This window comes from Kushneria sp. AK178 (genome assembly GCF_053903105.1).
Map to the genome: position 1 here is coordinate 2,272,136 of NZ_CP096381.1, position 24,459 is coordinate 2,296,594.

The 24,459-nt window shown below is 58.9% G+C and carries 37 protein-coding genes; 15 read left to right on the plus strand and 22 right to left on the minus strand.

The annotated features are described in order from the left end of the window. Positions 1–31: 31 nt before the first annotated feature. The 5 genes from M1D97_RS10355 to M1D97_RS10375 form a co-directional block, all read right to left on the minus strand. Positions 32–2,236, minus strand: coding sequence for a phage major capsid protein (locus M1D97_RS10355; protein WP_456267657.1), 2,205 nt, complete (start codon positions 2,234–2,236; stop codon positions 32–34). Next, complete coding sequence (locus M1D97_RS10360) at positions 2,226–3,830, minus strand: phage portal protein (RefSeq protein WP_456267658.1); 1,605 nt, start codon at positions 3,828–3,830, stop codon at positions 2,226–2,228. Before M1D97_RS10360 ends, M1D97_RS10355 begins: the two co-directional genes overlap by 11 nt. Next, the gene (locus M1D97_RS10365) at positions 3,830–4,360 is read right to left on the minus strand and encodes a hypothetical protein (RefSeq protein WP_456267659.1); all 531 of its coding nucleotides are present in this window, start codon (positions 4,358–4,360) and stop codon (positions 3,830–3,832) included. Before M1D97_RS10365 ends, M1D97_RS10360 begins: the two co-directional genes overlap by 1 nt. A 166-nt stretch (positions 4,361–4,526) precedes the next feature. Continuing rightward, the gene (locus M1D97_RS10370; RefSeq protein ID WP_456267660.1) at positions 4,527–4,907 is read right to left on the minus strand and encodes an NINE protein; all 381 of its coding nucleotides are present in this window, start codon (positions 4,905–4,907) and stop codon (positions 4,527–4,529) included. 11 nt (positions 4,908–4,918) lie between these two features. Next, positions 4,919–5,254 (minus strand): hypothetical protein, encoded by a 336-nt coding sequence (locus M1D97_RS10375; protein WP_456267661.1) that lies wholly within the window; start codon positions 5,252–5,254, stop codon positions 4,919–4,921. A gap of 187 nt (positions 5,255–5,441) precedes the next feature. Between M1D97_RS10375 and M1D97_RS10380 the strand changes: the two genes are divergently transcribed. Both M1D97_RS10380 and M1D97_RS10385 read left to right on the plus strand, forming a co-directional pair. After that, positions 5,442–6,524 carry a type I restriction endonuclease gene (locus tag M1D97_RS10380; protein ID WP_456267662.1) on the plus strand — a complete coding sequence of 361 codons (1,083 nt, stop codon included), beginning with the start codon at positions 5,442–5,444 and terminating at the stop codon, positions 6,522–6,524. A 330-nt stretch (positions 6,525–6,854) separates the two neighbouring features. After that, entirely contained in the window at positions 6,855–7,790 is a 936-nt protein-coding gene (locus M1D97_RS10385; protein WP_456267663.1) for an antA/AntB antirepressor family protein, read from the plus strand. Between the two features lie 47 nt (positions 7,791–7,837). Here M1D97_RS10385 and M1D97_RS10390 read toward each other — a convergent pair whose 3' ends face one another. From M1D97_RS10390 to M1D97_RS10465, 16 genes are all read right to left on the minus strand, one after another. Then, a complete protein-coding gene (locus M1D97_RS10390; RefSeq protein WP_456267664.1) occupies positions 7,838–9,805 on the minus strand; it encodes a phage terminase large subunit family protein in 1,968 nt (655 codons plus the stop codon). Further along, a complete protein-coding gene (locus M1D97_RS10395) occupies positions 9,786–10,307 on the minus strand; it encodes a helix-turn-helix domain-containing protein (RefSeq protein WP_456267665.1) in 522 nt (173 codons plus the stop codon). The genes M1D97_RS10390 and M1D97_RS10395 overlap by 20 nt, the downstream gene beginning before the upstream one ends. Positions 10,308–10,393: 86 nt before the next feature. Further along, positions 10,394–10,708 (minus strand): Rz1-like lysis system protein LysC, encoded by a 315-nt coding sequence (gene lysC, locus M1D97_RS10400; protein ID WP_456267666.1) that lies wholly within the window; start codon positions 10,706–10,708, stop codon positions 10,394–10,396. Then, positions 10,602–11,021, minus strand: coding sequence for a hypothetical protein (locus tag M1D97_RS10405; RefSeq protein WP_456270247.1), 420 nt, complete (start codon positions 11,019–11,021; stop codon positions 10,602–10,604). The genes lysC and M1D97_RS10405 overlap by 107 nt, the downstream gene beginning before the upstream one ends. Beyond that, a complete protein-coding gene (locus tag M1D97_RS10410) occupies positions 10,997–11,215 on the minus strand; it encodes a hypothetical protein (RefSeq protein ID WP_456267667.1) in 219 nt (72 codons plus the stop codon). Before M1D97_RS10410 ends, M1D97_RS10405 begins: the two co-directional genes overlap by 25 nt. A gap of 12 nt (positions 11,216–11,227) precedes the next feature. Continuing rightward, a complete protein-coding gene (locus tag M1D97_RS10415) occupies positions 11,228–11,527 on the minus strand; it encodes a hypothetical protein (RefSeq protein WP_456267668.1) in 300 nt (99 codons plus the stop codon). Positions 11,528–11,530: 3 nt separating this feature from the next. Further along, entirely contained in the window at positions 11,531–11,890 is a 360-nt protein-coding gene (locus tag M1D97_RS10420) for a D-Ala-D-Ala carboxypeptidase family metallohydrolase (RefSeq protein WP_456267669.1), read from the minus strand. A 15-nt stretch (positions 11,891–11,905) separates the two neighbouring features. Beyond that, positions 11,906–12,271, minus strand: coding sequence for a hypothetical protein (locus M1D97_RS10425; RefSeq protein ID WP_456267670.1), 366 nt, complete (start codon positions 12,269–12,271; stop codon positions 11,906–11,908). A gap of 117 nt (positions 12,272–12,388) precedes the next feature. Next, positions 12,389–12,919, minus strand: a complete 531-nt coding sequence (locus tag M1D97_RS10430; protein WP_456267671.1) for a hypothetical protein — start codon at positions 12,917–12,919, stop codon at positions 12,389–12,391. After that, positions 12,919–13,401, minus strand: a complete 483-nt coding sequence (locus tag M1D97_RS10435; RefSeq protein ID WP_456267672.1) for a VRR-NUC domain-containing protein — start codon at positions 13,399–13,401, stop codon at positions 12,919–12,921. The genes M1D97_RS10430 and M1D97_RS10435 overlap by 1 nt, the downstream gene beginning before the upstream one ends. Continuing rightward, positions 13,398–13,679, minus strand: coding sequence for a hypothetical protein (locus M1D97_RS10440; protein WP_456267673.1), 282 nt, complete (start codon positions 13,677–13,679; stop codon positions 13,398–13,400). The genes M1D97_RS10435 and M1D97_RS10440 overlap by 4 nt, the downstream gene beginning before the upstream one ends. Next, on the minus strand, positions 13,676–14,461 hold the full coding sequence (locus M1D97_RS10445; protein WP_456267674.1) for a BRO-N domain-containing protein: 786 nt from the start codon (positions 14,459–14,461) through the stop codon (positions 13,676–13,678). Before M1D97_RS10445 ends, M1D97_RS10440 begins: the two co-directional genes overlap by 4 nt. A 1-nt stretch (position 14,462) precedes the next feature. Next, complete coding sequence (locus M1D97_RS10450) at positions 14,463–15,125, minus strand: hypothetical protein (protein WP_456267675.1); 663 nt, start codon at positions 15,123–15,125, stop codon at positions 14,463–14,465. Further along, complete coding sequence (locus tag M1D97_RS10455; RefSeq protein ID WP_456267676.1) at positions 15,106–16,053, minus strand: DnaT-like ssDNA-binding domain-containing protein; 948 nt, start codon at positions 16,051–16,053, stop codon at positions 15,106–15,108. Before M1D97_RS10455 ends, M1D97_RS10450 begins: the two co-directional genes overlap by 20 nt. Next, on the minus strand, positions 16,050–16,346 hold the full coding sequence (locus tag M1D97_RS10460; RefSeq protein WP_456267677.1) for a hypothetical protein: 297 nt from the start codon (positions 16,344–16,346) through the stop codon (positions 16,050–16,052). Before M1D97_RS10460 ends, M1D97_RS10455 begins: the two co-directional genes overlap by 4 nt. A gap of 102 nt (positions 16,347–16,448) precedes the next feature. Further along, the gene (locus M1D97_RS10465) at positions 16,449–16,634 is read right to left on the minus strand and encodes a Cro/CI family transcriptional regulator (RefSeq protein WP_456267678.1); all 186 of its coding nucleotides are present in this window, start codon (positions 16,632–16,634) and stop codon (positions 16,449–16,451) included. A gap of 55 nt (positions 16,635–16,689) precedes the next feature. Between M1D97_RS10465 and M1D97_RS10470 the strand changes: the two genes are divergently transcribed. The 13 genes from M1D97_RS10470 (at position 16,690) to M1D97_RS10530 (ending at position 23,054) form a co-directional block, all read left to right on the plus strand. Continuing rightward, complete coding sequence (locus M1D97_RS10470) at positions 16,690–17,457, plus strand: XRE family transcriptional regulator (protein ID WP_456267679.1); 768 nt, start codon at positions 16,690–16,692, stop codon at positions 17,455–17,457. 148 nt (positions 17,458–17,605) lie between these two features. Beyond that, complete coding sequence (locus tag M1D97_RS10475; RefSeq protein WP_456267680.1) at positions 17,606–17,983, plus strand: helix-turn-helix transcriptional regulator; 378 nt, start codon at positions 17,606–17,608, stop codon at positions 17,981–17,983. Beyond that, entirely contained in the window at positions 17,980–18,126 is a 147-nt protein-coding gene (locus tag M1D97_RS10480; RefSeq protein ID WP_456267681.1) for a hypothetical protein, read from the plus strand. Before M1D97_RS10475 ends, M1D97_RS10480 begins: the two co-directional genes overlap by 4 nt. 29 nt (positions 18,127–18,155) lie before the next feature. Then, positions 18,156–18,347, plus strand: a complete 192-nt coding sequence (locus tag M1D97_RS10485; RefSeq protein ID WP_456267682.1) for a hypothetical protein — start codon at positions 18,156–18,158, stop codon at positions 18,345–18,347. Then, a complete protein-coding gene (locus M1D97_RS10490) occupies positions 18,344–18,553 on the plus strand; it encodes a hypothetical protein (protein ID WP_456267683.1) in 210 nt (69 codons plus the stop codon). Before M1D97_RS10485 ends, M1D97_RS10490 begins: the two co-directional genes overlap by 4 nt. After that, positions 18,550–18,735 (plus strand): hypothetical protein, encoded by a 186-nt coding sequence (locus M1D97_RS10495; protein ID WP_456267684.1) that lies wholly within the window; start codon positions 18,550–18,552, stop codon positions 18,733–18,735. Before M1D97_RS10490 ends, M1D97_RS10495 begins: the two co-directional genes overlap by 4 nt. Next, positions 18,728–18,877, plus strand: a complete 150-nt coding sequence (locus M1D97_RS10500) for a hypothetical protein (RefSeq protein ID WP_456267685.1) — start codon at positions 18,728–18,730, stop codon at positions 18,875–18,877. Before M1D97_RS10495 ends, M1D97_RS10500 begins: the two co-directional genes overlap by 8 nt. A 64-nt stretch (positions 18,878–18,941) precedes the next feature. After that, positions 18,942–19,676 (plus strand): DNA cytosine methyltransferase, encoded by a 735-nt coding sequence (locus M1D97_RS10505; RefSeq protein ID WP_456270210.1) that lies wholly within the window; start codon positions 18,942–18,944, stop codon positions 19,674–19,676. Between the two features lie 90 nt (positions 19,677–19,766). Further along, positions 19,767–20,648, plus strand: a complete 882-nt coding sequence (locus M1D97_RS10510) for a DNA adenine methylase (protein WP_456267686.1) — start codon at positions 19,767–19,769, stop codon at positions 20,646–20,648. Further along, on the plus strand, positions 20,645–20,974 hold the full coding sequence (locus M1D97_RS10515) for a hypothetical protein (RefSeq protein WP_456267687.1): 330 nt from the start codon (positions 20,645–20,647) through the stop codon (positions 20,972–20,974). Before M1D97_RS10510 ends, M1D97_RS10515 begins: the two co-directional genes overlap by 4 nt. Before the next feature lie 2 nt (positions 20,975–20,976). After that, positions 20,977–21,240, plus strand: a complete 264-nt coding sequence (locus tag M1D97_RS10520; protein ID WP_456267688.1) for a helix-turn-helix transcriptional regulator — start codon at positions 20,977–20,979, stop codon at positions 21,238–21,240. A 78-nt stretch (positions 21,241–21,318) separates the two neighbouring features. Beyond that, entirely contained in the window at positions 21,319–22,557 is a 1,239-nt protein-coding gene (locus tag M1D97_RS10525) for an AAA family ATPase (RefSeq protein ID WP_456267689.1), read from the plus strand. Further along, positions 22,554–23,054, plus strand: a complete 501-nt coding sequence (locus M1D97_RS10530; protein WP_456267690.1) for an RloB domain-containing protein — start codon at positions 22,554–22,556, stop codon at positions 23,052–23,054. The genes M1D97_RS10525 and M1D97_RS10530 overlap by 4 nt, the downstream gene beginning before the upstream one ends. Here the strand turns inward: M1D97_RS10530 and M1D97_RS10535 are convergent. Continuing rightward, complete coding sequence (locus M1D97_RS10535; protein WP_456267691.1) at positions 23,038–24,222, minus strand: tyrosine-type recombinase/integrase; 1,185 nt, start codon at positions 24,220–24,222, stop codon at positions 23,038–23,040. The genes M1D97_RS10530 and M1D97_RS10535 overlap by 17 nt on opposite strands. Between the last annotated feature and the right edge of the window lie 237 nt (positions 24,223–24,459).

Sequence of the window (24,459 nt, forward strand, 5' to 3'; positions counted from 1 at the left end):
TGGCCGTCCGCAGACGGCCCGGTAAGAATAATCAGGCAGTGCCGGCAGCACGACCCAGACAGAACGACTCGACGCGGCGCACCACGAAATCGACATCCTGAAAGACCACCAGCCGGGTGCCGCCGGATTTCGACAGGCTGTAGGGATCGACCGTCAGGTCGAGACCACCCCAGAGACCCACCACCAGATCGGCAAAATTGCCGTGGAAGACATCGCCACTGCGTACCTGGTTGGTCACCTCGGCGGTGTAGCCGTTAATGGTGTTGCCGGTCTCCCAGATCGTGCCGGCATCGGTACCGCTCTGGAACTTGCTGGTGGTCTTGGCGTGGCCACGGCCGCGAGCGTTGAGAACATAGGCCATGGAGTTGACGTCGGCGTTGTCGGCGGCGATTTCCGACTCCATCTGTACCAGCTCGGCATAGGTGGGCTTGCCCGCCGTGGCGAAATCCACGGCATTGATGCCGCTGGTGTTGGCAATGCCGAGAGGCTGGTTGTCGGTGCCGCTGCCATAGTAGCCGGCGAGATCGATCGCCTGCGCCAGTGCCGCCACCAGATCGCCGCGCACGATGCCCTCGGCGTCCGGCGTCGATTGCATCATCAGGCGCCTCGTGATGTCGGTGTAAGCCGCCACGGTCTTAGGCGACATGTTGATCTGGCCGATGGTCGGCGAGCCTTCGGAGGCGTCCTCGCCCTCGCCGACCCAGTACGCGGTGGCGCCGTTGGTCTGCTTCGGGATCGAGACGTTGCCCACCAGGCCGGCCATGCTGCGCGCAAGACGCATGATGGTGGTGCGGTTGCGCAGCATATCGATGAAGCTGCCGGTCATCAGGACGTCATCGACCAGATTATTGCCGGTCTGAGCGCCCGCCGGAGTGTTCCCGGCCCCGCCAGCATTGAACGCACGCTGATCGCGAGCGCCCAGCACATCTTCGGGAATCAGAATGCCCCGCGCCTCTTTTCCGAAGCGTCGCTGCGCTTCCTGGCTGCACTCGATCTCGAAGGCTGCCTCTTCGCGGGCCCGCGCGTCCTGAGGATTGGCCATGGCACGGATGGCGCGCATCAGCGAGTAGCGCTGGCGCTCGTCGCCGTCCATGCCGATCTCGCCGGAGCCGTCCCCAAACTGTCCGGGGGCGTTGTCGCTGAGCGAGCGCCCGGTCTGCTGGCCGCTGCCGGTCGAGGCGCCGCTGCGCTGACCACCGCTACCGCCACCGCTGGCGCCGCCGGAGCGTGAGCCATTGCCCTTGCCCTTGCCGTCGTCATTGCCGCCGTGCATTGAATCGAGCAGGGCACGTTGGAAATCCTGAGCGCTGCTGCCATCGGCCACATGCTGGGCGGCCAGCTCGGTATTGCCGTAGGCACGGCCCATTTCCATGATGTCCCTGGCGCGCTTCTGCTCGTCCGCCGTCGCCTGGCGGCGCGCGGATTCTTCTGCCTCGCCGGAGCGCTCGATCATCTCGATGACCTGGACGATGTTGTCGTCGTCATCGACCTTGGCCCGGACGAGATTGCCGGAGCCGTCGCGCAGGATCTTCTCTTTCATGTCGCTTCCCGATTGTCTGGAACGATGATGGTGGTGGCCAGTCTCTCCGGCCTTTCGGCCCGGCTCCGCTGGCGCTGGTTCATGCGAACGCCCTACCCCGACGGAGGTGTCTGCCGGCACTGCCACGATGCTGATCTCGTGAGGCTCCCAGTCGGTGACGCGCACCATGTCCGGCATCCCGGGGCGCTCCTCCACCTCGACCCGATAGATGGCGTAACCCACGGAGACATGGCGCCGAATGCCGTCGACCACGTCCTGCCAGATCTCTGATGCGCGATTGCCTCGCCCGAAACGAACCTTTGCCCGGCCGACGCGATCGGCGCCGATGGTGACGGACTCAACCACCCCCACTTGATCACGCCAGTTGTGATCGACCAGCACGGCGGCGGCGTTTTCGAGTCGCTCGGTGCGCATGGCGGCGTCACCATGGTCGAGCACCTCGATGCCGAACCAGCGCTCGACCTCCGCCTCGCTCGAGAACGCAAGCTCAACGGTGCGCGCCTGCTCGTCGATATTGCGCACCTCACCGGTCATGATGTCGCGCTGCAGGGACTGGTCGCGGATCTGTGCCAGCTGGGCATCCGTGACGCCGCGAGTCTGGTGTGTGCCGGTGAGCTGTCGGACCTTGTCGGCGGGTCGGTCGTTGGGTCGAACCGGCTGATGCTGCCGGTTGTCGGTGTCGTGCTTATCCTTCATCACCACTCTCCTCGGATTCGGACTGACTGGGCTGCGACGGCCGGGACTGATGAGCCGAGCCCATCTCGGCATCGACGATATGCTCGGGGATGCCGGCATCCAGCATTGCCTGTCGGTCAGCGGCGTATTGGCGCCAGACGCTGCGCGGATCACCGCCACGCTCACGGATGACCTGGCTGGGCGAACGCAGCTTGTTGCGGATGTCACGCTCGGCGGTCTTGCTGTCCTTGTCGGGATCGACCCAGTCCCAGCGGCGCGGCTGCCAGACGTGCTCGCGATATTTTTCGAGCCGCGACGGCCGCAGGCTGGCGCCGGGCGTCAACGGCAGCGAGATGCCCTTGAGCAATGCCCGCGGGAGCCAGAGATCGAACAGCGGCTCCAGCAGGTTCTCGATCAGCCACTCCTGCATGTCCTTCCAGTGCTCGCGTTCGTTGAGCACGCCCTGGCGGATCGACGAGAAGTTGACGTTTTCGAGGTCGTTGGCGAGCGTGTTGTAGGAGACGCCCAGCCCGGTACTGATGCCGCGCAGCATCTGCTTGGAGAACGGCGCCAGCTCGCCGCTGGGGTACTGCGGATTGAACTCCTTGAAACGCAGCCCCGGTGACAGCTCCTGAAACGAGCCGGGCTCGGCATCCAGATAAAGCGGCCCATCATCGTCGTCATCTTCACGATCGGGCGCGGCTCCCTCTTCCCACTCGAAAAAACCACTCTTCGAGGCGCCAACGCGCGCATTGACCAGCGCCGCGCTTTCATAGCCATCCAGATGGCGCATGCGCATCACGGCCGTGACCATCCACGGCAAGCCCCGGCGCTGGCCCGGCAGGTCTTCAAGATGGCCGTGCAGAATCTCCCGAGCCGGCACGCGCACAAAGCGGCGACCGCCGAGTGAGTAGTTGGATTCGCTGGGATCGAGCGTCGAGAACAGATAGTTGAGCGGGCGGCCGTGGCGATCATGCTCGATGCCCTGACGAATAAAGCGGCCGCCGGGCAGCCGGTCCTCGGAGTAATCGACCGGGCAGCGCTGCGGGTCCAGTACCTGAATGGCAACGCCCCAGGCGTTCACGTCGCGCCCCTGCACCACACGGAACATGAACTCGCCGCTGCTGGCCGCGTCATCGACGGCCCGGTTGCACAGCTGGCGCAGGGAGCGCCGGCCGGCAATATCGCAGTTTTCGCGCCGTGACCAGTTCCGCCAGTCCGCCTCGATGGCATCGTTGGCCTGCTCGTCGAGCGTGCCGTCGGAATCCCGTGCCTGCGCCTGCAGCCCCACGCCCTGATGGCCAACGATGTTCTGACGGCACTGGCGCTGGAATCCGCGGGCGTAGTCATTGGTGATGGTCAGATGCCGCGCCCGCGCCACCAGCGAGCGCTGGTTGCGCTCGATGACGCTGTCGGTCGGCACCGGCATGGTCGGCATGTCCTGGCTCAGGCGATCGCCCCGCGCCTGCTCGAGCAGCGACCGCTTCTGCGCACGGCCGATACTCGCGGCTTTGCGCCCCGGGTCATCTCCGGCGGATTGACCGATCACCGGCTCTACCGGGGCAGCAGCTGATGACGGGTTACGATTGAGGCGAGCGCGCAGACGATCCAGCATCACAGCCTCACCAGCACGTTACGGCCGAGCGGGCTCTGGCCACGGCGCTTTGCCCGTAGCTGTTGCACCTCTCGCCGGTAGCGATCGCGCAGCTTCAATAACTGATCGATGGGCGTGCGACGCAGCTCGCGATTGTTGATGCGATAGCTGTCCTGATCCTTCGACGCCCTGCCCTCGATCACGGCCTCGATGGCTTCGAGCACGCGCTCGGCGTGGGCACGGCCGTCATGGCCCGCGTCCAGCGCGGCAATGTCGGCCTGAATGGTGATGTCACCACTGTCGATCTCGTGGACCTCGTCACCCCGGCGAGCCCGCAGGCTGTACCAGTAGCGCCCTGCCGGCCACTGGGTAGTGGTGGCGGCATCAGCCTCGATCAGATGGGTTTTGCCTTCAGGCGTTGCGGTCAGGTCTACAGAACCGGCGCCCCGCAGCATCAGCGTCAGCGACCAGTCGCTGGCCGGCCATGCCGTCAGGGTGATCGGCAGCGATAGTGTCGTGCCGGCGGTCAGGCTGTTGGGAATTGCAGTCATGCGTCACCAGCCAGGTTATGAATGTTGGCCAGTGTTGCGCGGGCGGGATGGGGGTACCGCTGGCAGGGGTTCGAGAGAGGGGGTTAAATGGTTATGAAAAGCGGTGCTCGTATGGCTTTCCTGGACGCCGGGCTCATGCCCGGCGCTCAAATTTCAGGATATGCCTTCAGTTATATTTCTCGTCGAAGGTATTTTCATCCATTGCCAGAAAATAGATGAACTCGAAAAAGGCAACGATGGCCGGGATAAACGTCCAGCAAAAAAGCAGATACAGAATGCCCAGTCCCACGTTACCCACATAGAAGCGGTGCGCCCCGAACCCACCCAGGAAGAAGGCAAAAAGAGCTGCACCCACTTTTGTCTTGCCTCCCTTTTTGCGCATGGATGCCCCGCAGCCCGGGCAGCTTTGGGCCGAGGCGTGCAACTGGTTACCGCAACCATGACAGTATTTCATGCTACCAGCCACCTGCCCCTGGGCTTTCTGCGGCTCCCTTTCAGCAGGAACCTGATCGTTAGTGGTGCTGATTGCGCTGTTCTCGTTTGTCATCCTGTAAACCCTTAATACTCGAACTGTTCTTGATTATTGGATGCGGTCTGCTCCATCTGGACACAGCCCTGAAGCGTGGAGTAGCTGCCCCCGCCGCCGACGGTAGCCACCCGTTCACACTCCTGACGAATGCTTGCGGACAGACCGCTCCAACGCTTTTTAAGGGCGTTGTAGGCGCTTTGCTCCATCTGCATGCAGCCGTTATAGGTCGTGTTGCTATAATTTCCGCCCACCCTAGCGACAGAGTCGCACTCGGCTTCCACGTCGTAGCGTGGCATCTCGCTTTCAGCGGACCACGCCAGCGGCGCCGCCAGCAGCAGACCCACCCCCATGATGATCTTTTTCATGCCCTTGCCTTTTATTACAACCGGTAACAGTTAAATATTAGCAATAACGCTTTTACGACTGATACATGCGTAATACTGTTTTTTCGTACAGATATGCTCATCATTAAAACTTTGCTTGCCAAAAACTTCATGCTTACCATCACTTTGCCGGGGTGTAACTCAATGAAACCGTATCAATGGAAAAGCAATGGACATAGCACAAAGGATCTCCGACCTAGCAAATCGCGCCAGTGAACAGATGGATCATGTAGTCAATGAGGAAGCGACCAAGAACGCAATGGTGATGCCCTTCATCCAAAGTTTGGGCTATGACGTATTCGACCCGTCTGAGGTGATGCCGGAATTCACTGCCGACGTGGGGCTAAAAAAGGGAGAAAAGGTCGACTATGCAATCAAGAATGGCGGAGAGCTGTCGATTTTGGTGGAGTGCAAGCCACGCACCACAGACCTCGCCAGTGCTCAATTCAGTCAGCTTTATCGCTACTTCAATTGTACCGAGGCCAAGTTCGCCATCCTTACTAACGGCATCGAGTACCGGTTTTATTCCGATCTGGATGATGCCAACCGACTCGATAACCGTCCATTCTTCACATTCAGATTGACCGACTACAATGAGCGCGACATTGAAGAGCTGAAGAAGTTTGCCAAATCGGTTTTTAATGTCGATGCGATCCTGAGTACCGCCAACCGATTGAAGTATACCAATCTGGCCAAGTCGGCCTTTTCCGAACTAGTGAAGAACCCGCCCCGTGATTTCATCAAGTCATTGGCGCAAAACTTCTACGACGGACGAATGACCCAGCAGGTGATTGATGACTTCACGCCGATCGTACGTGACGCCATGGCGCAGCATATTAAGGAGCAGGTTTCACAGCGCCTCAAATCGGCGCTTGCCACCACATCCGGTGAAGAGTCAGTAGCACCCGCCAGCAGTGGCGATACAGTTCCAGTGCTAGAAGAAGCTGAGGAAAAAAGCGATATTGTTACCACTCAAGAGGAAATTGATGGTTTCAATATCGTACGGGCTATCTTGGCTGGAGCGATCGATCCGAGCCGGGTTCATATGCGTGATGCCAAAACCTACTGCGCTATTCTGCTAGATAACAATAACCGCAAACCTCTCTGCCGACTGCACTTCAACTCAAAAAGCGTGTGGCGCATCGGGCTTTTCGCAGAAGGCAAGGAGACACGGCACGACATCACAGCGCTTCCTGACATTTTTTCTCATAATCAAGCACTCATTGAGACAGCCAAAAGCTATCTGGAATAGGCAGAAAGAGCTTTACAGCTAGACACCCGCGCCGGGCCATCGCCCGGCGCCTTCTGTTGCCTTGCTATGACTTGACGCCTTTCCCCACCTGAGCCACTATTCATTTGCCACTGCAAAATCAGCGGCCGGGTTTCGCAGCCCGATCAGCAACATGGCGCACAGCGCCTTACGGCGTTTTTTTGTGCCTGTCAGTTATGGCGGGCCGTGCGTGGGAGCCTTCGGGCTGCCGGGTTTCCTATGTTGCCCCGGTCTGCGAACCCGCGTACGGTCCGCCCCCCAATTGTTTCGCAGCGATGGGCGGACTCCAAACAGCAACATTGGAGCCACACCATGCACGCACAGTTTTCCGCAGCACCCGTTACCGTATTCTCCGGCACCATCAATGCCGAATCCGCTCAGCTCGTTGATGCACGAGATCTTCATGCTTTCTTGGATGTAGGGAAACGTTTCGCCTCGTGGATTTCAGACCGGGTCGGACAGTACGGCTTTGAGCAAGGGGTCGACTTTTTATGCGTCTCCCAAAACCGGGAAACGCAAAGGAAGAACGGCCAACGCGGAATATCTCGAACCACCGAATACCACCTCACCCTCGATATGGCCAAAGAGCTGTCGATGGTCGAGCGCAACGAGAAGGGCCGCCAGGCACGTCGCTATTTCATCCAGTGCGAAAAGCGCCTGCAGCAGATTGATCCCGAAGAGACCGAGACGATTGCCCAGACCACCATCGGCACCGATGGCTTTCACGTGCTGTCCGGCCTGGTCGATAGCCGCGTCCGTCATCTGCCCAAGGGCATCAAGGCCAGCGTCCGGGCTCGGCTCTGGTCACAGGTCCACATCGCCTACAATGTGAAGGCGGCCAACGAGATACCGGCCGACCAGTTCGACTCGGCGCGCCAGTTCGTGGCCGCCGCAGCGATCGAGGGCGATTATCTCGCCGCCAGCCGCGACGAGCCCGCGCAGTCCAGCCAGATCGATCTGCCGCTGGCCACGGGCCTCAACTTCGAGAACATCCCCAACAGCCATCTGTTCGGCGGCGATCTGATGCACCACTCCTGCCTGTCGGCGCTGTTTGCCGAGCTTCGCACCGCAGCCAGAGAAGGCAACGCGGTCAGGGTGCGGGAGCTTGCCGGCGCATGGGAGGAGGTCAAGGCGCTGCGCTCCCGGCTGGAAACGGTCCTGCGCCGGGACGGTGAGCAAAAAATGCTGATCGATGATCTGCAACAGCACCTGAGCAGTGCCAATCGCGTGGCCGGGCGTTTGAGGTAAAGGGCCCTTAATCGGGCGCGCTGCACCAGCCGCAGCGCGCCTGACCGCTACCAGCTATTAACCCAGCTCCGATTGCGTCGTTTCCGGTTGCCGGCGCGGCGCTTCGGTTTCTGCCGCTGTTCCTCATCAGGCTCCTCTGCCTGCTCGCTGGCGAGCCGAGACGGCGCATCATCACGGAGGGCGGTGCATTCCGGCGGATCCTCGACTCTCTCGCTCAAACGTCGAGCGTGGCGTTTCAGGTTCGGATTGGCGATCTTGAGCGCGGCGTAGGCGTACACGCGACAGTCCAGTGCCTCGTTACGCAGCCGTGTCTGGTGCCACTCGCGGCGCGGCGCGCCCTTGACATACTTGGTGAGGAGCTTTTCCGAGGTGAGCTGATGGAACCACTCCGCCTCGCGATCGCCGGGAATGTGGGTGTAGCCGGGTCCGGGCGCTTCGACTGCCAGTCGGCGCATGATGGTCAGCTTGGCCTCGTCCACGCCGACGCTGAACAGATCGACCTTGCGCTGCCCCTTGCCGGTTTTCTTGCGCGACGGTGCGGTGACCACCGGGCGATCCCAGCCTGACACCCCCTTGATAGCGAATAGCCGGCGCCCTGTCTTACCGCGTGCGTATTCATACGCTCGCTGGGTGTAACCGGTGGTGCCGCCGGTATCGAGGCATGAGGCGACGATGCCGAGCTGGGCACCACTTTCGTGCGTCCAGGTGGTGGCAAGATAGTCATCGAGATCCTGCCAGACGTCATCCTGCAGCGTGTCCCCCCAGAAGACGGCGTAGTCGATCGACCATGATTCTTCGCCCTGCCCCCAGGCGACGGTCTCGACCTCGAGTCGATCCTGCTGCATATCGATGCCGGCGGTAAGTACCACGCCGCCAGCCGGCACCGGGGCACGGTAGACCTCGGCGCGCTCCATTAGCGCATGGGCGTCGGCCTTCTCGCCCTGCTCTTCCCAGGTTTGCGCCAATGACACGTTGACGAATGACTGCAGGTCGTTGCTGGCTTTCTTGTCGAGGAACGACTGGACGATGTCGCGCAGTCGACGAAAGCAGCTGTAGAGCTCATTGAGGTGATAGCTGGCATGGCCCCGGAACGGCCTTGACGCTTTCCAACCCGCGCCGACCTGCTCGGCCGTTCTGATGGCCACGATACGCTCGCCATCCGACCAGAGTGCGCCACAGTGGCCACAGGCATAGGCGGCAGTATCGGGATGATGACTGCCGTCGTCATCCTTGTCCCAGACCACGTTCTCCCATTGCAGGGTCTGGTGATGGTCACAGTGCGGGCATGCCACGTAGAAGCGGCGCTGGTCGCCCTGCTCGAACGATGACTCGATGCGACTGGCGCCCTTGATGGTCGGCGTGCTGATCTCGAGCAACAGGCGCTGATCGCCAAATGTCGCCGCACGCTGCCACAACAGCTGCACCTCATCGCCTTCATCGGTACCGCTGTAGCCGTCGATCTCGTCGGCAACGATCCACGGGGCCGAGCGCCCGCGCATGGTCTTGGTGGATCCCGCCCAGGCGAACATCAGGAACCCACCCGGGTAGGACTTCATGCGCTGGTTATTGACGCCCTCATGGCTGCGAGGCTTCGCCAGCAGCCGTTGCAGTGAGGGATTGGCGTCCACCATGGGATTGAATTTCGTTTCCAGCCAGGTGGTCAGGTCACCCTGGCTGGGCTGCATCATCATCTGGCTGCGGGGCTCATGTGCAATGCCGTAACCCTGCAGGCAGAGAGCCAGCTGGGTCTTGCCGACCTGGGCGCCCCACATGAGACTGATGCGGTGGCAGCCGGGACGTGTGGCCATGTCCATCGGCTCGCGCTGGTAGGGAGCGTTATCGAATCGGATGGGCCCGGGGATGGCGTTACCTGCAGGAATGCGGACGTTCTGCTCGGCCCACGCGCTCGGCTTAAGCGGCGCTGGCGGCACCAGGTGGCGCGATGCTCGCTTGAGCGCTCTTGTGACGCCGGACGCATTGGAGAACTGAGAGGGCTCAGCCGTCGTGGTCGTCATCGCCGTCCTCATCATCCAGGTCGATGTCAGCCTCGGCAGCCGTTTCCAGCGCTGTGATCAGCTCGGCACGCATAATCTCCTTGAAGCGCCCCTCATCCTTCTCGCCCAGCAGCTGGGTCACCACGCGGTCGGTGACGTTCATGACGTTGGCGCGGACGGTGGCGTTTTCCAGCGCTCGCGCGCGCTCAAACTCCTCGATCGGGGCAACCTTGCCACGAGCCACTGCCAGATCGAACTCGGCCTGCTCGGCATCTGCCGCCAGCTTTCGCAGCTTGAGCATTTCTTCATCGAGCGGCGCGCCCTGGGCAGCATCGGCTCTCGCCTGGTCGCGCAGCCATTCCGATACATCGCGGGTGTTGAATCGCCACGGTTTGCCCTGCCGCCCCTGTTGCTCGTAGGGACAGCCGGCGCGGATCCAACTGGTGACGGTGTTGAGCGAGACGCCAAAGACCTCGGCCAGCTCATCGCGGTTGACCGCCCTGCCCTTGCCCTTGAACGCCATTTACCCTCACTTCCAAACAACAACAATCAACCGGATTTGAGAACGCTCGCTCACATCAATTTCCGCGAGGCCGGTCTACCCGCAGGCTACACCCCCGCCGGGAGTACCTTTTTTGTGTCGGCCTGACGTTCGGACCACGCACGCAGCGCGGCCTTGTCGGCCCGATCACATTCAACGGTAGAGCGCAGACCAGTGAGCGCGCCCTGTACTGTGCCGTCACCAAGAGAGATCGGGCACGGCTTCATGTAAGAGGCAGGCGGCAGCACGGCTTCGCGCACGCGCAATACCTGCGGATCATTGGCGCAGGCCGTCAGCGATAGCACCAGGCAGCTGCATACCCATGCACGCATCCACATCACCATCCCGTCCCCTTGCCTGTTCGATTCGTTCGTCGAGCTCATTGGCTCGCTGGCGAGCTTCCTGCGCCTGCTGACGCTGGGCAGTCACTGCTGCGTCACGTGCCGCGAGCGCTTGCTGGTGATCCCGCCGCTGCTGATCCAGCTGATCGGTCAGCGATTCAATACGCTGCGTCTTTGCCTGCAGTTGAGCTCGCTTTTGCCCAATGGTGTCGGCCTGATCGGTGATGGTGCCGATAACCCACCACCCAACTGCAACGATCAGGGCAACGCCACCAATGGCCAGCCATGCCTTGATGGGCATCAGCCCCCATATCCATCGCAGGGCACGCATCATCGACACCTGCAACAGCAGCACTGTTGGCGCTGCTTTCTGTGTTCATAGCCCAACATGCCTTCCGTCAGCGCCTGTATAACCTGCTCGGTCTCTGCCTCGGACAAAACACGGCGCCAAAAACGCTTTGCCTGAACGATGTTCAGCTGTCCGGATACCGCCATGTCCATACCTTGCCGGACCTGTCGGACATCCCAATCGATACTGTCGTCGGCCATATCGCCTCCTGTTTACGGTGACGCCATCCGCTCGCTGCGATCGGCCAATGTCTTGACCATGTTGTCGGCGGCATACCCCATGCCCCAGGCCGCGACCACCGAGAGCTGGCCGGTATCAACCAGCACCAGATAACCGCCGATGCTGCCCAGCAAAGCGATAGCCGAGCTGTACGGACGCGACCGGATATAGACAGCGAGGCCAATATCACGGCCGGCCTGACGTTGGCTTACCAACGCCATGAGCATCTGGGTAGCGTGACCCACCAGCAAAGCCATTAGTGGCAATGCGTGCGTTGCCAGAATCTCGGCCATCGGTCACCCCCGCCATCGCGCCGGTCCATCCGAGCGCGTATCGATGTGGGTGAACGTGGCGTATCGGCCCACGCTGGCGTGCGGGTAATTCGCCTCGATCCAGTCCTGCACCTCGTCGGGCCCCACGCCTTTCACCTGAATGTCAGCAGCGCGGGCGAGAACATGCTGGCTGTGAGTCGCCCCACCGATTGCGCGGTTGTGCGATTCGCACCGGCAGCCACTGGTCACGATGACCGGCGACCGGAAGTGCTCCCGCACGGCCTCGAGGATGCCGAGAGTCTGGTGGTCGACGGTGTCGAATCCGCACTCACCGCAATGGCAGCGGAACTCCGACCGATTGAAGTGCTGTGATAAATCGCCCATCTACTCCCCCACTGGTTACAGATCACCGCGCAGCCACGCGGTCAGCAGCGCCGCGGCTATGACACCCAGGACCGTCCAGACCAGATTGATGCGAAAACCGTTGCGACGGATGTCGTGCGTCAGCTCATGGTGTCGGGCGATCGTCTCGCGCTGGCGTTCCTGCTCCTGCTCGAGGATTGCCAGACGCTGGCCGTGCTGAGCACCCTGCTTCTGCATGTCCACCATCTGCTGCATAAGGTTGGATTGCTGGCTAACGGCGCTGGAGACCTCGTTGAACGAGTCGCGGATCGCCTCGAGATGTTGATCCTGACGCCCCTGCGCCTGCGCGATGTGCTCGACCCGCTCTTCTACGCGAGCGAGCCGCTCGTTGGTCTCAGCCATGCCGCCCCGGTCGAATCGTGACGCTGTTGTCATATCAGCCTCGTGATGCCGCATAGCGCGGCGCTCAAGATGCATGAAGTGTCACTCTCGGCGCTGTCAGGAGCCGCTGGCGGAGGATCAAAGGCCAAGATCAAACTGGGGAGAGAGCTGTCGCGCGGCACCGCGGGGCTTGATAGGACCGGCACCGGGCTCGACGTCAATGTCGAGGATATAGCCCAGGGTCAGCGGGCTGATTTTCACCGAGTGGGCGATGACATCGACATCCAGACCACTGCGGTGCATGTCCCGCGCATCAACGACCGACTCCGCCCACCGGGTGGAGATACCCATCTCGTCGGCGATCTCGCGGGGTGACATGCCAAGATCCCGTAGGGCCAGAATCCGGCGGCTGCCCATGGCCCGCTCCATATAACGACAGAGAGCCGGCTGCACCGTCTGGCCTCCCAGAGCGTCACAAAGCGCCCAGGCATCCTCCCACCCCAGCAGCTCCACCAGCCGATGGTTGACCGTCAGCCGGCCGGGCCGGGGAATATAAAGGTTGCGACGACGGGGACGCTTGCCACAGGGCGGCAGCTGACGTACCAGCCTCAGCGCCTTGTCACCACCAATCACATCCGCAATCTGCTGCACGCTCGACGGTAATCGCATCAACGCCTCCATCCTGTACCAGCCGCCAGCTGTTCGGCCGGCGTCGTGACTTCGGTAGGTGGCAATGCCATGTACTCACGCAATACCGCCCGCGCTTCCTCGAGGCCTCGCGCCAACACGGCGCAATACCCTTGCGACTCCATGGCCGCCAGCCATTCGCGCTGAGAATCCTGTAAGCCGGCGTGGTTCGGTGGAGTTGCTTTGAACTCGATATACAGCCCATGCCAGCCGCCCCGGGCGACGGCTACCACGAGATCAGACACACCCGATTTCACTCCCTGCTTTTTGAGCTCAGCGGCCGTTGCCTTGTGGCGGTGGCCACCGTTGGGAACGTGGTATGTGGCCGGCCATGCTTGGCCGACCTGACTGTTTCTAAGGCTTTCGCCACGCAGCCAGCTCATCAGCGCCCGCTGCTCGGATCCTTCGTGGTCAACGGCCTTCCGACGAACTGAGGCGGGCTTGCGTTGGGCAGATGTGGTCATCGATCCACCCTCCCTTGCCGCCGCTGCCATGCCTGGTAGTCGCTGACAATGCGATCAAACATCTGCGCTGCGCTATGAGATGAATCGAGGTATGAGCGGCTGTCGACGCCACAGGCCTTGCGGATCGCGTCGGCCGCGTCGGTCTCTGAATGAGTGCCATCAGGCAGGTCGTCATGGGATAGCCCATTGCGGGCTCGTACCGCATGATCGAGATAGAGACGAAATCGCGGATTCTGCCCCATCATGACGGCGCGAGTGGTACGGCTGGCGGAAGTCATGCCGCGTCCTCCCGCAGTACATCCGAGATCGATTCCGGCCACTTGAGCTGCTGAACCGGGGAGCCATCACCGTGGCGCTTTCCGGTGTCCATCATGCGCCCGCCAGCAGCGCGCCCGGCATCCGATAGCTGCCACACCAGCTTGCCCTTGCCGTCTCGGGTTTCGCGCTGATAGCCCAGGTCACGCAGCACGCGATTGACGGCCACCCCGCTCATGTCGTGCGCCACCCCCAGCTCGGTGGGCGTCATGAACCGCTCGTTGATAGGGCTCAGAAGGTGGGTAGCGCCCAGCTCGCCCAGCAAATCGACGCCGGTGCGCTTCTGCACAGCCTGGTTGACCGACAGCATTCGCATGTTGTCGTCGAACCCGAAGGCACGGGCGGCGCCATCCAGAGCACTGGCAATGGCAGATGCCCGGGCAATGCCGGTCAGATTGTCATCCGGTACCGGCACGGCCTGAGCTTCGTAGCGGCCGTGCTGGCGGATGGTCGGCAGGACTTCTTCGAACACCCAAGCCTCGAACCGCTCGGCACTGGCCAGCTTGCTGCGGACGATCAGGCGGTAAACGTCAGGCTCGCGGATGACTGTCACCATCTGCTCACCGCCAGCTGTAGGGGCGCCCCGTTTCAGGGCCCCCTTACAGTGACGCTCGATGGCGTTGCGCGGTTTGGAATAGCCCAGTGCCAACGCGACGTCGAGAGCCACGAACAGCGCCTCGCCGTCATCGCTCTGGAGCACTCGGACGTTGCTCTGCTCAAACTCAAACGGAATCAGCTGTGCCATATCAATTCCTCCCCAGTGCGGCACGCAGACCGGCGATGCCGGACGGGCCCTTATGTTCTGCCGCCATCTTCGCGGCCTTCTCTTCGCCGGCGCGCATTGCAGCCTCTGCCTGGTTCACCCGGTTGCGATCCTCGAGGGCCGCGCGGTTCTCGATCGGCTCACCGGCAATGGCGCGATTGATGACGCTCTCATAAGCACTCAGGAACAGCTGGCGGTACTTGCCCATCTGCTCATAAGTCGCCACGCGCAATGCATCGGTATCAACGCCGGTCATGGCAGCACGCACGGCCTCGTGATCGATGGCGGTGCCTACAAAAGCGTTTTGCTGCACCTGCCGCCATGCCTGCTCGCGAGTCGGCCAGCCCAGAACCTCCGGGCGAACTCGGCAGCCCTTCGAGAAAAGCAGCGCGGAATCTGGCGGCCAGACCGTTTTGCCCTCTGCCACCAGCTGGGTGGCCTGCTCATCAAGCATCTGGATGCCGGAACGCACGTGCGCTTCGGTCAGATGGGCCAGAACATTCAGCCACTCGTGGTCACGGTCGAACGACTGCCACTGCCCGCCGATCTCATCGCCCCAGCCGCACTCACGGCAGCGGTGATGCCAGTGCCGGCCGTACAGCCGATCAAACGCCGCAAACAGCTGATCAATGGTTTCCTCCGTCACCGGGCTGGAAATCCCCGTCGAAGACCTGCCCTGCGTCTGGCTGCTGTGCGCGCTCTCGTTGCTGGCGCTCATATTCGGCCCGAGCTTCTGCAGGACTGAGGCGGCCGATCGGGGCTCGGTTCTGGTTTTTTGCTGTGCGGCTTGCATGGCGGTCTCCAGTCTTGGCGGTCGTGCTGGCGGTGTTCTGATTGCGTGCTGCCTCGCGGCGGCGGTTCTCGTGAATCCAGCGGGCAAAGCGGGCGACCCAGGCATGAGCGCCGAAGCGCTTGCCGGTGTCGGCAAAGTGGGCAGTGAAGTCCGCCAGCTCGGCGGCGGTGTGCTGGGTGTCCATGGGCAGGCCACGGCGCTGGCACTCAACGGCGAGGGTTTGTTGATCAGGAACCCAGTCGAGCGACATCGAGATCTGGTCAGCACCAGCGGTCAGGGGTTTGCCTGAATCGTCGAGATGCCTGGCACGCTCGAAGATCGAATCGGATTCGTTCGCGTCATCCGCGCCAGAGTGAGAGGGGGTTAGGTTCTCAGTGGTAGATTCAAGGGGTGACACCGGTGACACCCTCCCCCTGTCATCCGTGTCACCCCGGGGTGTCAGATTGTCACCCTCCCCTGATTCGGGTGATGTGGTGGGGGTGCCAAATTGACACCCTCCCCCAACAGCCAGACGGTAGGCGTTCGAACGCTGGCGGCCGTGGGCGTCGTGGCGGGATTCAACGGTCAACAATCCACGCTGCTCGAGCAGGTCGATCGCGCGCTGAACACTGCGAGAGCTGCAGCCCATTTCGTGAGACATGGTCTTGATGGACGGCCAGCTCACGTGGTCAGCGGCGGCATAGTCTGCCAGCAGCATGAGGGCCAGACGCGCCGGCGTTTTGACATCACTAGGGAGCGTGGGCAGAGAGCGGCGTGCCCAGGCCATGGCCTCAAGGCTCATACCGACACTCCATGGTCGCGTTCAGCCACGGCTGACCAGTGGGCCATCTGCGCCACGCTCATCGCCTCGGCGCGCTCGGCGTCGGCCACTTCATTGAGCGATGCACGCTCCATGCGCAGGTGAGAAACACGGCGGCCGGCCTGCTCGGTTCGCACCCGATAGTATTCCGCCAGCGCGGCAATCATGCCGGGACGATTGTCACGCTTGGCGCAGTGGAAGTGGTCGTTGCGAGCGCGATCGGCGTGCATTTGCAGCTGCTCGTCACTCAGTGTTGATAGGTCGATGTGTTCCATTCCCGTACCCCTGTATAAATAACCATGTCATTCAAGAGCGCTGTCGCTGCGGGTCCGGTGGGGTAATATTCAACTCATGGAAGAAAAGGCCCACCTACATGGTCAGGCGACGCTTAAAGGCTTCCTGTCAGCTTTTAAGCGACCGCGAGTCAAAGACTCGATCTGAAATTGACGCAGCATCGGGATGCTTTCGCCCCACAAAGTGATTGCCGATGCGGAAATGCCGAGGGCTTTGGCCAGATCGATTTTCCTGCCGCCGTAGTAATTGATTGCTTCATCCAAGGTCATGAGGAATCTCCCGTTGATGCCAAAATTTAAGCATTCTCAATTAAGTGCGTCAAGCATGCTTAAAAACATCTCGTTTAACCTTGCTAAAATGGACATCACAGAAAGAATCGCTAAAGCGATAGAACACTCGCAGATGAGCAAATCCGGCATCGCAAAGATGTGCGGGGTTTCCCCTTCAGCCATTTCTCAGTGGCTGAACTCGGAAACCAAGGCTCCCACAGCTGCAAACCTACTGAAGCTCTCCAGGGCTACAGGGGTTTCCTATGCCTGGCTGATAGAGGGTACTGGTGGAATGCTGGATATACATACAGTAACATCAGACACAGGTCCTAAAGAGAACGCCAAATCACTGGGTCACGTCGTACCCTTCGAGGACGACGACCAGTTGGCACCTGGGGAGGTTGCTGTGTCTTTTTTCAGGGAAGTAGAGCTATCCGACGGGAGCGGTGGCTTTGCTGTTCAGGAAGTTCGCGACGAGTTCATGCGAATGCCTCTGCGGGAGCTTCAGGAAGCCGGTGTTGAGCCATCGCTTGCAGCATGCATAGTTGTATCTGGCGACTCGATGGAGCCCGTTTTGCCCGACGGCTCCACTATTGCGATAAACAAGGGCGTGACGCGCATCAAGGATGGAGAGATATACGCGATCGACCATGGCGGGTTACTTCGTGTAAAGCGCTTGTATCGACTCCCGCATGGAAGAATCAGCCTCAGAAGCTTCAATTCTCAGACTCATCCGGACGAAGACCTCTCAGCCGAAGAATCAAAAGGTTTAAGGATTATCGGCCACTGCTTCTGGTGGAAGGTGGTCAGAAAGTTCAGTTGATATAGCCAAATTCCAGAGGCCTTCATTCGAAGGCCTTTTTTTACCTTCAATTTAAGCATTCTGAAAAAAAATCGGGTTAAGCGCTTGACTGAATAATTTAGCATGCTTAACCTATTTCCATCAGCTCAACGCAGGGACTGGTGGAAAAATGAAAATCATCGAATCAAACGGCTGGAAAGCGATCACGCCAGAGAAGCGTGACGGACAGCACTTATCCCCGAAGCAGGCGCTCTACCTTCTGGGGCTCGCCCAGGGCATGACGCAAAAGCAGATTGCCAGGCAGTACGGCGTCAATCCAAACACCGTGACGGTCGCCATGCGCGTCATCTATCACAAGTTGCAGGTCGAGCGCGCCACGGCCGCCGTGGCCGAGGCCATGCGCCGGGGATGGATCAGTCCGCTGTGCATCATGCTCGTGATGTTCTCGCTCTCTGCCGGCATGAACCAGCAGGCCGTGCGGGTACGCCCTACCCGCCAGCAAACCGCCAGCTCTATCAGCGCAACGCGTCGGGAGATGTCGGCATGATCCGCACCACTCGCATCAGCACCCCGCGCGGGCCGGTTTCACTCGCCTATAGCACGCCTACCCGTGCCGCCGCCGAGCTGGCGGCACACAATGGCTGGCGACTATCAGTACGCGCTGGCCGGCTGGCCATGGTCGAGCAATAGGCATCATTCGAACAAAGCAGGAAGCAATCATGCACGTCACTACTCACCCCGGCGCAGAGGGCGCCACTCACGTCACGCTGCGCGACGACGATGGCAACGGCGTTGATGCCTTGAATATGTCGCCATTCATCTTTGAGCTGTTCCTAGCTTACTGCCAGACCATGACAGAGCGCGAAGCATTCGTATTTACCCGGGACGGCAAACAGCAGGAGGCCGCATGACACCGGCCACCGAAGCAGCCGGTATCAGCCTGCTGCAGGAACAACAGGCCATTGATATCGTCGTGCAGTCACTACTGGCGGACGCCGACAAGAAAGAGCGGCACTGCCTGATCAATCGCCAGCTCTATCGAATCACCGCCGAGCGCCTTACCGAGCCGGCTGAGATTGAGGCCGCGACACATCAAATTGTTGGAGACCGATCATGACGCGTAAAGAAGCAGCATCCATCGCCGCCGGAATTGGTTTTGTAGTTCTTTGGCTGGTCGCCATCGCAATGGGTGCCGCTGCCAAATTCCGGGCGCAGCACCAGAGCTGCATCAAAACCGGTAAAAGCACTCTCCACTGCTCACAGGGTTATGAGCCCGACAGGGAGGACGGTCATGAATGAAATGGAAATCGGCGGCTGGATTCTGTGGAGCATCACAGGCGGTGGATATGCACTGGTCATGCTATTCATGGTCGGTGCCGTGTGTATCAACCCGCGCGACCCAGTTGATCCGCCAGCGACGGCAGGAGACAGAAGTGAATGAGCTGGCTCTTTTCGCAGGCGCTGGAGGCGGCATTCTCGGCGGGCACCTGCTCGGATGGCGAACCGTGTGCGCAGTTGAACGTGATGCCTACTGCGCATCCGTTCTGGCACAGAGACAAAACGATGGAGCCCTACCGGTTTTCCCGATCTGGTCTGACGTCACGACTTTTGACGGACGCCCATGGCGAGGAATTGTTGACGTGGTTTCAGGCGGATTTCCTTGCCAGGACATCAGCGCCGCAGGATCCGGCGACGGACTCGAGGGGAAGCGATCGGGACTCTGGTCACACATGGCGCGGATCATTCGCGAGATACGACCACGACGCGTGTTCGTGGAAAACAGCCCAATGCTCACTGCTCGAGGACTCGGACGAGTACTCGGAGACCTGGCCGAGATGGGGTTCGATGCGCGCTGGGGTTGCCTATCCGCTGCCGACACAGGCGCTCCCCATAAGCGAGACCGATTCTGGCTTGTGGCCGACACCGACGGTATGTGGGAACTACAACAAGCCGGGCAAGGGAAAGAGCGGCACCGGGTTGGCCACGGCAGTCACCAAGTGGCCCACACCAACGGCCAGTGCCTGCAAGGGGTCGAGCCCGGGGGCACTGAAACGGAAAGACGGACGCAGACGCGACAACGACCGACTCGATCATGCCGTTATGAGCCGCGAGGGTGGCCAACTGAACCCGGAATGGGTCGAGTGGCTGATGGGATGGCCAATCGGCTGGACCGCATTAAAGCCCTTGGAAATGGACAGGTTTCGCGAGTGGCAGCAACAGCATTCGACTGCCTCCGATGAGCATGAGATCGCCGCCAGCCAATCATCACCGCATCCGCTGGGCCCCAAGGTCGCGGCATGGGTGCGAGAAATCGAACAGGGAGTAGAGGCATGACGAGCTTGCCACCCGTAATGCGCTACCACGGTGGGAAGTGGCGCGTCGCTGACTGGGTTATCTCGCATTTCCCGCCCGCCACACTTTATGACACCTACGTCGAGGCATTCAGCGGATCCGCCAGCGTCCTGATGCGCAAACCCCGCAGTCAGTACGAAGTTTACAACGACCTCGACAGCGAGATTTGCAATGTCTTTCGCGTGCTACGCGATCCATCCCAAGCCGAGCGCTTGACCGAGCTTTTGATGATGACGCCGTACTCGCGCGATGAGTTCGATCTGACGTACCGCGAAGAATCGTCAGACTCGATCGAGCAGGCACGCCGCACATTGTTTCGCGCTGCCTCCGGATTCGGATCGGCGTCAGCGACCAAGGGCCGGACAGGTTTTCGAGGGTTTTCCGGCAGTGAAGGACGCGGGGTGAACCCAGCCGACTATTGGGCCCGTTATCCGCAGCATATCGCCGCATTCTGTGAGCGTCTGACCGGCGTCGTGATCGAGAACAGACCGGCTATCGACGTCCTGAGAGATCGTGATGGTGAGCGAGTGCTGCATTACGTGGATCCGCCATACGTCACAAGCGCACGAGTCATGGAAGCCAATGCACGCTATTACCGCCATGAGATGACCGATGATCAGCACATCGAGATGATAAAGGCTGTGCAGGGCCTCGACGGTTTTGTGGTTCTGTCGGGGTATGCCACTGATCTTTACGCCGATCGCCTGCAGGGCTGGCAAATGCTGAATCGCGACGTCACTGCCGGCGGCAATCGCGGGACAGTGAAGCGAACAGAATGCCTCTGGCTTTCTCCGCGAGTATCTGACGCATTATCTCGAGCGGAACAGCAGGCAGATATGTTTGCTGGGGGCGTGGCATGAGCAAGACAAGGCCGCTGCACTGGCAGGAACCGGCCACGGCGCCCTGCCCGAGCTGCAACGGCACTGGTGAGTGGTCGGGCATGTTTTCGTCCGGCCCGTGCGCGACATGTGACGGCACCGGACTGGTCGGCGAAGACAGCGAACCACTGCCGCTGCAGGATCTACTGCCGGTCATGCGCCGTCAGCGCGACCGCCAGCACAACCGACTCAAGCGGCTCTGGGGTACGCCGGGCGTGCCGGAGGCTGTCGAGCGTCACCGCCAGCAGCAACAGCAGAACGAGCGTGATCAACACTCAGAGCGAAAACGGCAACTGAAGGGAGCGTGACCATGGAAATGCAAAGCGATGAACGGCTGATCAGCCTGGTCGAACGGATGGAGGCGGCGCTGGCGAACCAGCCCGAGCAGGAAGTGCTGCTGTCGATGAATGACGTGTGCGATCGCACCGGCTACAGCAGCACCAAGATGTATCAGATGGTACGAGACGGTCATTTCCCGGCCGGGCGCCGGATGTTCAACGGCGGCGTGCGCTGGCGGGCTGCCGATGTGAACGACTGGATCAAGCAAGAATGGGAGCGATCAAAAAAAGTGTAACCACACTAGGAATTTGACACAAAAATGTGAAAAAATGCTTCTATTGACATCGTGCATAAGCACTTAAAGGGTACTTTCATGTACATATTAAATATAGATTTTAAAAACTTTTATTCTGTAAAAGAAGAAGTAACTCTGGATTTTACATGTAAATCCAAAGAAGATGATCATTATCTTTATGATGGTAAAAAAATAAACAAAATTAGCGCTTTTTTCGGTGCGAACGGATCAGGAAAAACCAACCTTCTAAAAGCTCTGGCTTTCTTAAACTATTTTATGCTGGGCTATAATCCTAACAATAAGCAGGATATAGCTTATGAAGGTCATGCATTATGCCCAAGCGAAGAAGAGTCATATTTTTGCCTTGAATATATTAATGAAAATGAAAAATTTAAATTAAGAACGACTCTTGCAGAAAAGAAAGTAAAAGAAGAATCTCTTTTATGGTTTAATCCTGAAACAAAAAAATATCTAAAAATATATGAAAGAAAAGTAAGCGAAAACATATCGAAAATAACATCATCTCGGAAAATAAAAATTCCCAGCATAGCTTATAGTTCTACACTTGATTGCTATTCTCTTGGATCAATGCTTAATAGCCTTGCCAGTGAGCTTAATCTTGAAAACGACTTTCCTCTTTTGTTTAAAGGTATCGATGGCTTCAAGCACATCCAAACAAATATAAGGGAACAAGGTAAAGATGAGGACCACTTTGAAGCTTTAATGTCTCTTTCTGAATCACTAGTAGACTACAAGCCGGTTCTTAATCTTATACAAGAAGTAGTTTGCAAACTCGACTTGGGTATAGATAGCTTAAAGTTGGACAAGATACAATACCGTGCGAATAAGGAGATGGAAGAACAAAATATTATCTTTGCAAACCATGTTGACTCAAATGGTAATGAATACTCTTTACCATTTTTTAAGGAGTCTACTGGGACTCAGAAAATACTGAGCGCGTTATGGAGGCTACTACCCATAATGGTCTCAGGTGGTGTTGCTGTGTACGATGAGCTTGATAGCGACTTACACCCATATATGATGTCTTTCATCATAGAAGTTTTTATGAACCCAGACATAAATATTGGTAAAGGCCAGCTAATATTTAGTGGCCATACTTTAGAGGCAATGAAAGAACTTGGTCGGCACCAAATTTACTTTGTAGAAAAAGATGACCTTTGTACTTTTTGCTATAGAGCAGACGAAATTGAAGGTCTCCGTACCGAGGACAACATCTATAGAAAATATATAAAAGGAGGGCTCGGGGGAATTCCTGAGCTTGATGCTTCAGAGATCGACTTAGGGGAAATTAAATGAGTAAACGTGCCCCTAGAATAAAACTTATTGTTTCAATAGTGGTAGAAGGATACACGGAGAAAGCTTTTTTTGAGTTACTCCGTGAATATTTTTCAGACTCTAGGTACAAATTCAACATTAACAATCGCAAAGGTGGAAGCCCTGAAGCAATTTTAGAACATGCAAAAGAGGAATCTAAAGACTGTGAACAAACTTACATGGTAATCGATAGCGACAAAGGTAACATCAGAGACATTGAAAGAGAATCGCAAAGAGAAAATATAAATGTTATTTTAAACGAGCCTTGTATTGAGAGAACTTTCTTGAACATCTTGGGCGAATCAGCACCTGAGTCAAGTCAAAACTGTAAAAAGAAATTTCAAAGATACATTAACACTGAAAAAGTAGACAAGAGAATTTATCGTAGCCATTTCACTAGAGAGTTATTGCTTGAAAAGCAAAGACACAACACTACTTTAAAAGCCATGATCGCTATATTTGTTAATGGACAAAATTAGTTATTTCGTCAATGTAATCAGCCCACCACTGTAGCATGCGGCGTCGATCATCCAAATAGTCTGCATGATTGTACGCCGCTCTCACCTTGTCGCCTGGCGAGTGCGCCAACTGCTTCTCGATCAGGTCACCCCGCCAGCCGTGCTGATTCAGCAGCGTTGAGGCCGTCGCGCGGAACCCGTGACCGCTGAACTCCCCACCCCAGCCCATACGCATCAGCGCCGTATTGATGGTCGTGCTCGTCATGAAGTCGTTCGGATGACGGTTGTTCGGGAACATCACATCCCTGCCCCCGGTGTATCCGTGTAGCTCGGTCAGCAGCGTCATGACTTGATCAGACAGCGGCACCACATGCGGCACCCTGCGCTTCATCTTCTCTTTCGGCACCCGCCATTCCCGCCGCTTCCAATCGATCTCCTGCCAGAGCCCTTGGCGCATCTCTCCCGTTCGCAACATCGTCAACATCAGCACCTGCATCGCGATCTGCGTCAGCCGGTAACTCTGTGATCCATCAATATCGCGCGCCAGATTCGCCAGCCGCGCTGGGGTTAGGCTGGTGGAGTGCTTGGTGGGTACACGCCGGATAGTGCGCCTCAGCGCCTGCGTAGGATCAGACTCGACGCGTAGAGTATTGATGGCATGGCCATAGACGGCGCCGATCCATTGCCGGCACAGCGTGGCCACCGATGGCGCGCCGCGGTCCGAGATCGCGGTGATCAGCTCGAGTATGTCCGCCGGCGTGACCTCACGGACAGGTCGATCACCCAAGGTTGGCAGTATGTCGCGATCGAGCCCCTTCCTGACCTGCTGACAGTAGTAGGCCGACCAGCGCGGCGATTCGTTGGAGTACCACTCTTCGGCCAGCTTGCCGAACGTGTTTACCTGCTCGCGCCTAGCCGCCAGCCGCTCGGCCTCGCGCGCCTTCTTCGGATGCACACCCCGGGCCGCCTGATCCTTCGCCCAGTCCCGCGTGGCACGCGCTTCCTTGAGCCCGACTCCCGGATACTGCCCGATCGTGAACATGCCCTCTTTGCCGTCCACGAAGTAGCGCACCCGCCAGCTTTTCCGGCCGCTGGGCTGAACGTCCAGATACAGGCCGTTATCATCCGCCAGGCGGTACGCTTTCGCCTTCGGCTTTGCCTGTCGCGCCTTGGTGTCCGAGATCGCCATGCTGGGTAAAAACTCCGCATTCGCCTAGGTAAAAACGATTTACCCAGCATTTTACCCAGATCATGGCAGGATGGTCATGCACTGCTATGCACCAAAAAGGAAAAGGCCCCGCCATTGGCGGGGCCTCAAGAGCGGCATATGTCTTTATATACAGTACATGGGAGGGGCGTAGTGATTATCGATCATCAGGATTTTCATGGCTTTCCCTCCCCACGATGGCCGGGCGGTCGGTACATC

What these genes read in the sequence shown, in the direction of transcription:
- M1D97_RS10355 (WP_456267657.1), bottom strand. Translation starts at nt 2,236, where the DNA reads ATGAAGGATAAGCACGACACCGACAACCGGCAGCATCAGCCGGTTCGA.
- M1D97_RS10360 (WP_456267658.1), bottom strand. Translation starts at nt 3,830, where the DNA reads ATGCTGGATCGTCTGCGCGCTCGCCTCAATCGTAACCCGTCATCAGCT.
- M1D97_RS10365 (WP_456267659.1), bottom strand. Translation starts at nt 4,360, where the DNA reads ATGACTGCAATTCCCAACAGCCTGACCGCCGGCACGACACTATCGCTG.
- M1D97_RS10370 (WP_456267660.1), bottom strand. Translation starts at nt 4,907, where the DNA reads ATGACAAACGAGAACAGCGCAATCAGCACCACTAACGATCAGGTTCCT.
- M1D97_RS10375 (WP_456267661.1), bottom strand. Translation starts at nt 5,254, where the DNA reads ATGAAAAAGATCATCATGGGGGTGGGTCTGCTGCTGGCGGCGCCGCTG.
- M1D97_RS10380 (WP_456267662.1), top strand. Translation starts at nt 5,442, where the DNA reads ATGGACATAGCACAAAGGATCTCCGACCTAGCAAATCGCGCCAGTGAA.
- M1D97_RS10385 (WP_456267663.1), top strand. Translation starts at nt 6,855, where the DNA reads ATGCACGCACAGTTTTCCGCAGCACCCGTTACCGTATTCTCCGGCACC.
- M1D97_RS10390 (WP_456267664.1), bottom strand. Translation starts at nt 9,805, where the DNA reads ATGACGACCACGACGGCTGAGCCCTCTCAGTTCTCCAATGCGTCCGGC.
- M1D97_RS10395 (WP_456267665.1), bottom strand. Translation starts at nt 10,307, where the DNA reads ATGGCGTTCAAGGGCAAGGGCAGGGCGGTCAACCGCGATGAGCTGGCC.
- lysC (WP_456267666.1), bottom strand. Translation starts at nt 10,708, where the DNA reads ATGAGCTCGACGAACGAATCGAACAGGCAAGGGGACGGGATGGTGATG.
- M1D97_RS10410 (WP_456267667.1), bottom strand. Translation starts at nt 11,215, where the DNA reads ATGGCCGACGACAGTATCGATTGGGATGTCCGACAGGTCCGGCAAGGT.
- M1D97_RS10415 (WP_456267668.1), bottom strand. Translation starts at nt 11,527, where the DNA reads ATGGCCGAGATTCTGGCAACGCACGCATTGCCACTAATGGCTTTGCTG.
- M1D97_RS10420 (WP_456267669.1), bottom strand. Translation starts at nt 11,890, where the DNA reads ATGGGCGATTTATCACAGCACTTCAATCGGTCGGAGTTCCGCTGCCAT.
- M1D97_RS10425 (WP_456267670.1), bottom strand. Translation starts at nt 12,271, where the DNA reads ATGGCTGAGACCAACGAGCGGCTCGCTCGCGTAGAAGAGCGGGTCGAG.
- M1D97_RS10430 (WP_456267671.1), bottom strand. Translation starts at nt 12,919, where the DNA reads ATGCGATTACCGTCGAGCGTGCAGCAGATTGCGGATGTGATTGGTGGT.
- M1D97_RS10435 (WP_456267672.1), bottom strand. Translation starts at nt 13,401, where the DNA reads ATGACCACATCTGCCCAACGCAAGCCCGCCTCAGTTCGTCGGAAGGCC.
- M1D97_RS10440 (WP_456267673.1), bottom strand. Translation starts at nt 13,679, where the DNA reads ATGACTTCCGCCAGCCGTACCACTCGCGCCGTCATGATGGGGCAGAAT.
- M1D97_RS10445 (WP_456267674.1), bottom strand. Translation starts at nt 14,461, where the DNA reads ATGGCACAGCTGATTCCGTTTGAGTTTGAGCAGAGCAACGTCCGAGTG.
- M1D97_RS10455 (WP_456267676.1), bottom strand. Translation starts at nt 16,053, where the DNA reads ATGAGCCTTGAGGCCATGGCCTGGGCACGCCGCTCTCTGCCCACGCTC.
- M1D97_RS10460 (WP_456267677.1), bottom strand. Translation starts at nt 16,346, where the DNA reads ATGGAACACATCGACCTATCAACACTGAGTGACGAGCAGCTGCAAATG.
- M1D97_RS10465 (WP_456267678.1), bottom strand. Translation starts at nt 16,634, where the DNA reads ATGACCTTGGATGAAGCAATCAATTACTACGGCGGCAGGAAAATCGAT.
- M1D97_RS10470 (WP_456267679.1), top strand. Translation starts at nt 16,690, where the DNA reads ATGCTTAAAAACATCTCGTTTAACCTTGCTAAAATGGACATCACAGAA.
- M1D97_RS10475 (WP_456267680.1), top strand. Translation starts at nt 17,606, where the DNA reads ATGAAAATCATCGAATCAAACGGCTGGAAAGCGATCACGCCAGAGAAG.
- M1D97_RS10480 (WP_456267681.1), top strand. Translation starts at nt 17,980, where the DNA reads ATGATCCGCACCACTCGCATCAGCACCCCGCGCGGGCCGGTTTCACTC.
- M1D97_RS10485 (WP_456267682.1), top strand. Translation starts at nt 18,156, where the DNA reads ATGCACGTCACTACTCACCCCGGCGCAGAGGGCGCCACTCACGTCACG.
- M1D97_RS10490 (WP_456267683.1), top strand. Translation starts at nt 18,344, where the DNA reads ATGACACCGGCCACCGAAGCAGCCGGTATCAGCCTGCTGCAGGAACAA.
- M1D97_RS10495 (WP_456267684.1), top strand. Translation starts at nt 18,550, where the DNA reads ATGACGCGTAAAGAAGCAGCATCCATCGCCGCCGGAATTGGTTTTGTA.
- M1D97_RS10500 (WP_456267685.1), top strand. Translation starts at nt 18,728, where the DNA reads ATGAATGAAATGGAAATCGGCGGCTGGATTCTGTGGAGCATCACAGGC.
- M1D97_RS10510 (WP_456267686.1), top strand. Translation starts at nt 19,767, where the DNA reads ATGACGAGCTTGCCACCCGTAATGCGCTACCACGGTGGGAAGTGGCGC.
- M1D97_RS10515 (WP_456267687.1), top strand. Translation starts at nt 20,645, where the DNA reads ATGAGCAAGACAAGGCCGCTGCACTGGCAGGAACCGGCCACGGCGCCC.
- M1D97_RS10520 (WP_456267688.1), top strand. Translation starts at nt 20,977, where the DNA reads ATGGAAATGCAAAGCGATGAACGGCTGATCAGCCTGGTCGAACGGATG.
- M1D97_RS10525 (WP_456267689.1), top strand. Translation starts at nt 21,319, where the DNA reads ATGTACATATTAAATATAGATTTTAAAAACTTTTATTCTGTAAAAGAA.
- M1D97_RS10530 (WP_456267690.1), top strand. Translation starts at nt 22,554, where the DNA reads ATGAGTAAACGTGCCCCTAGAATAAAACTTATTGTTTCAATAGTGGTA.
- M1D97_RS10535 (WP_456267691.1), bottom strand. Translation starts at nt 24,222, where the DNA reads ATGGCGATCTCGGACACCAAGGCGCGACAGGCAAAGCCGAAGGCGAAA.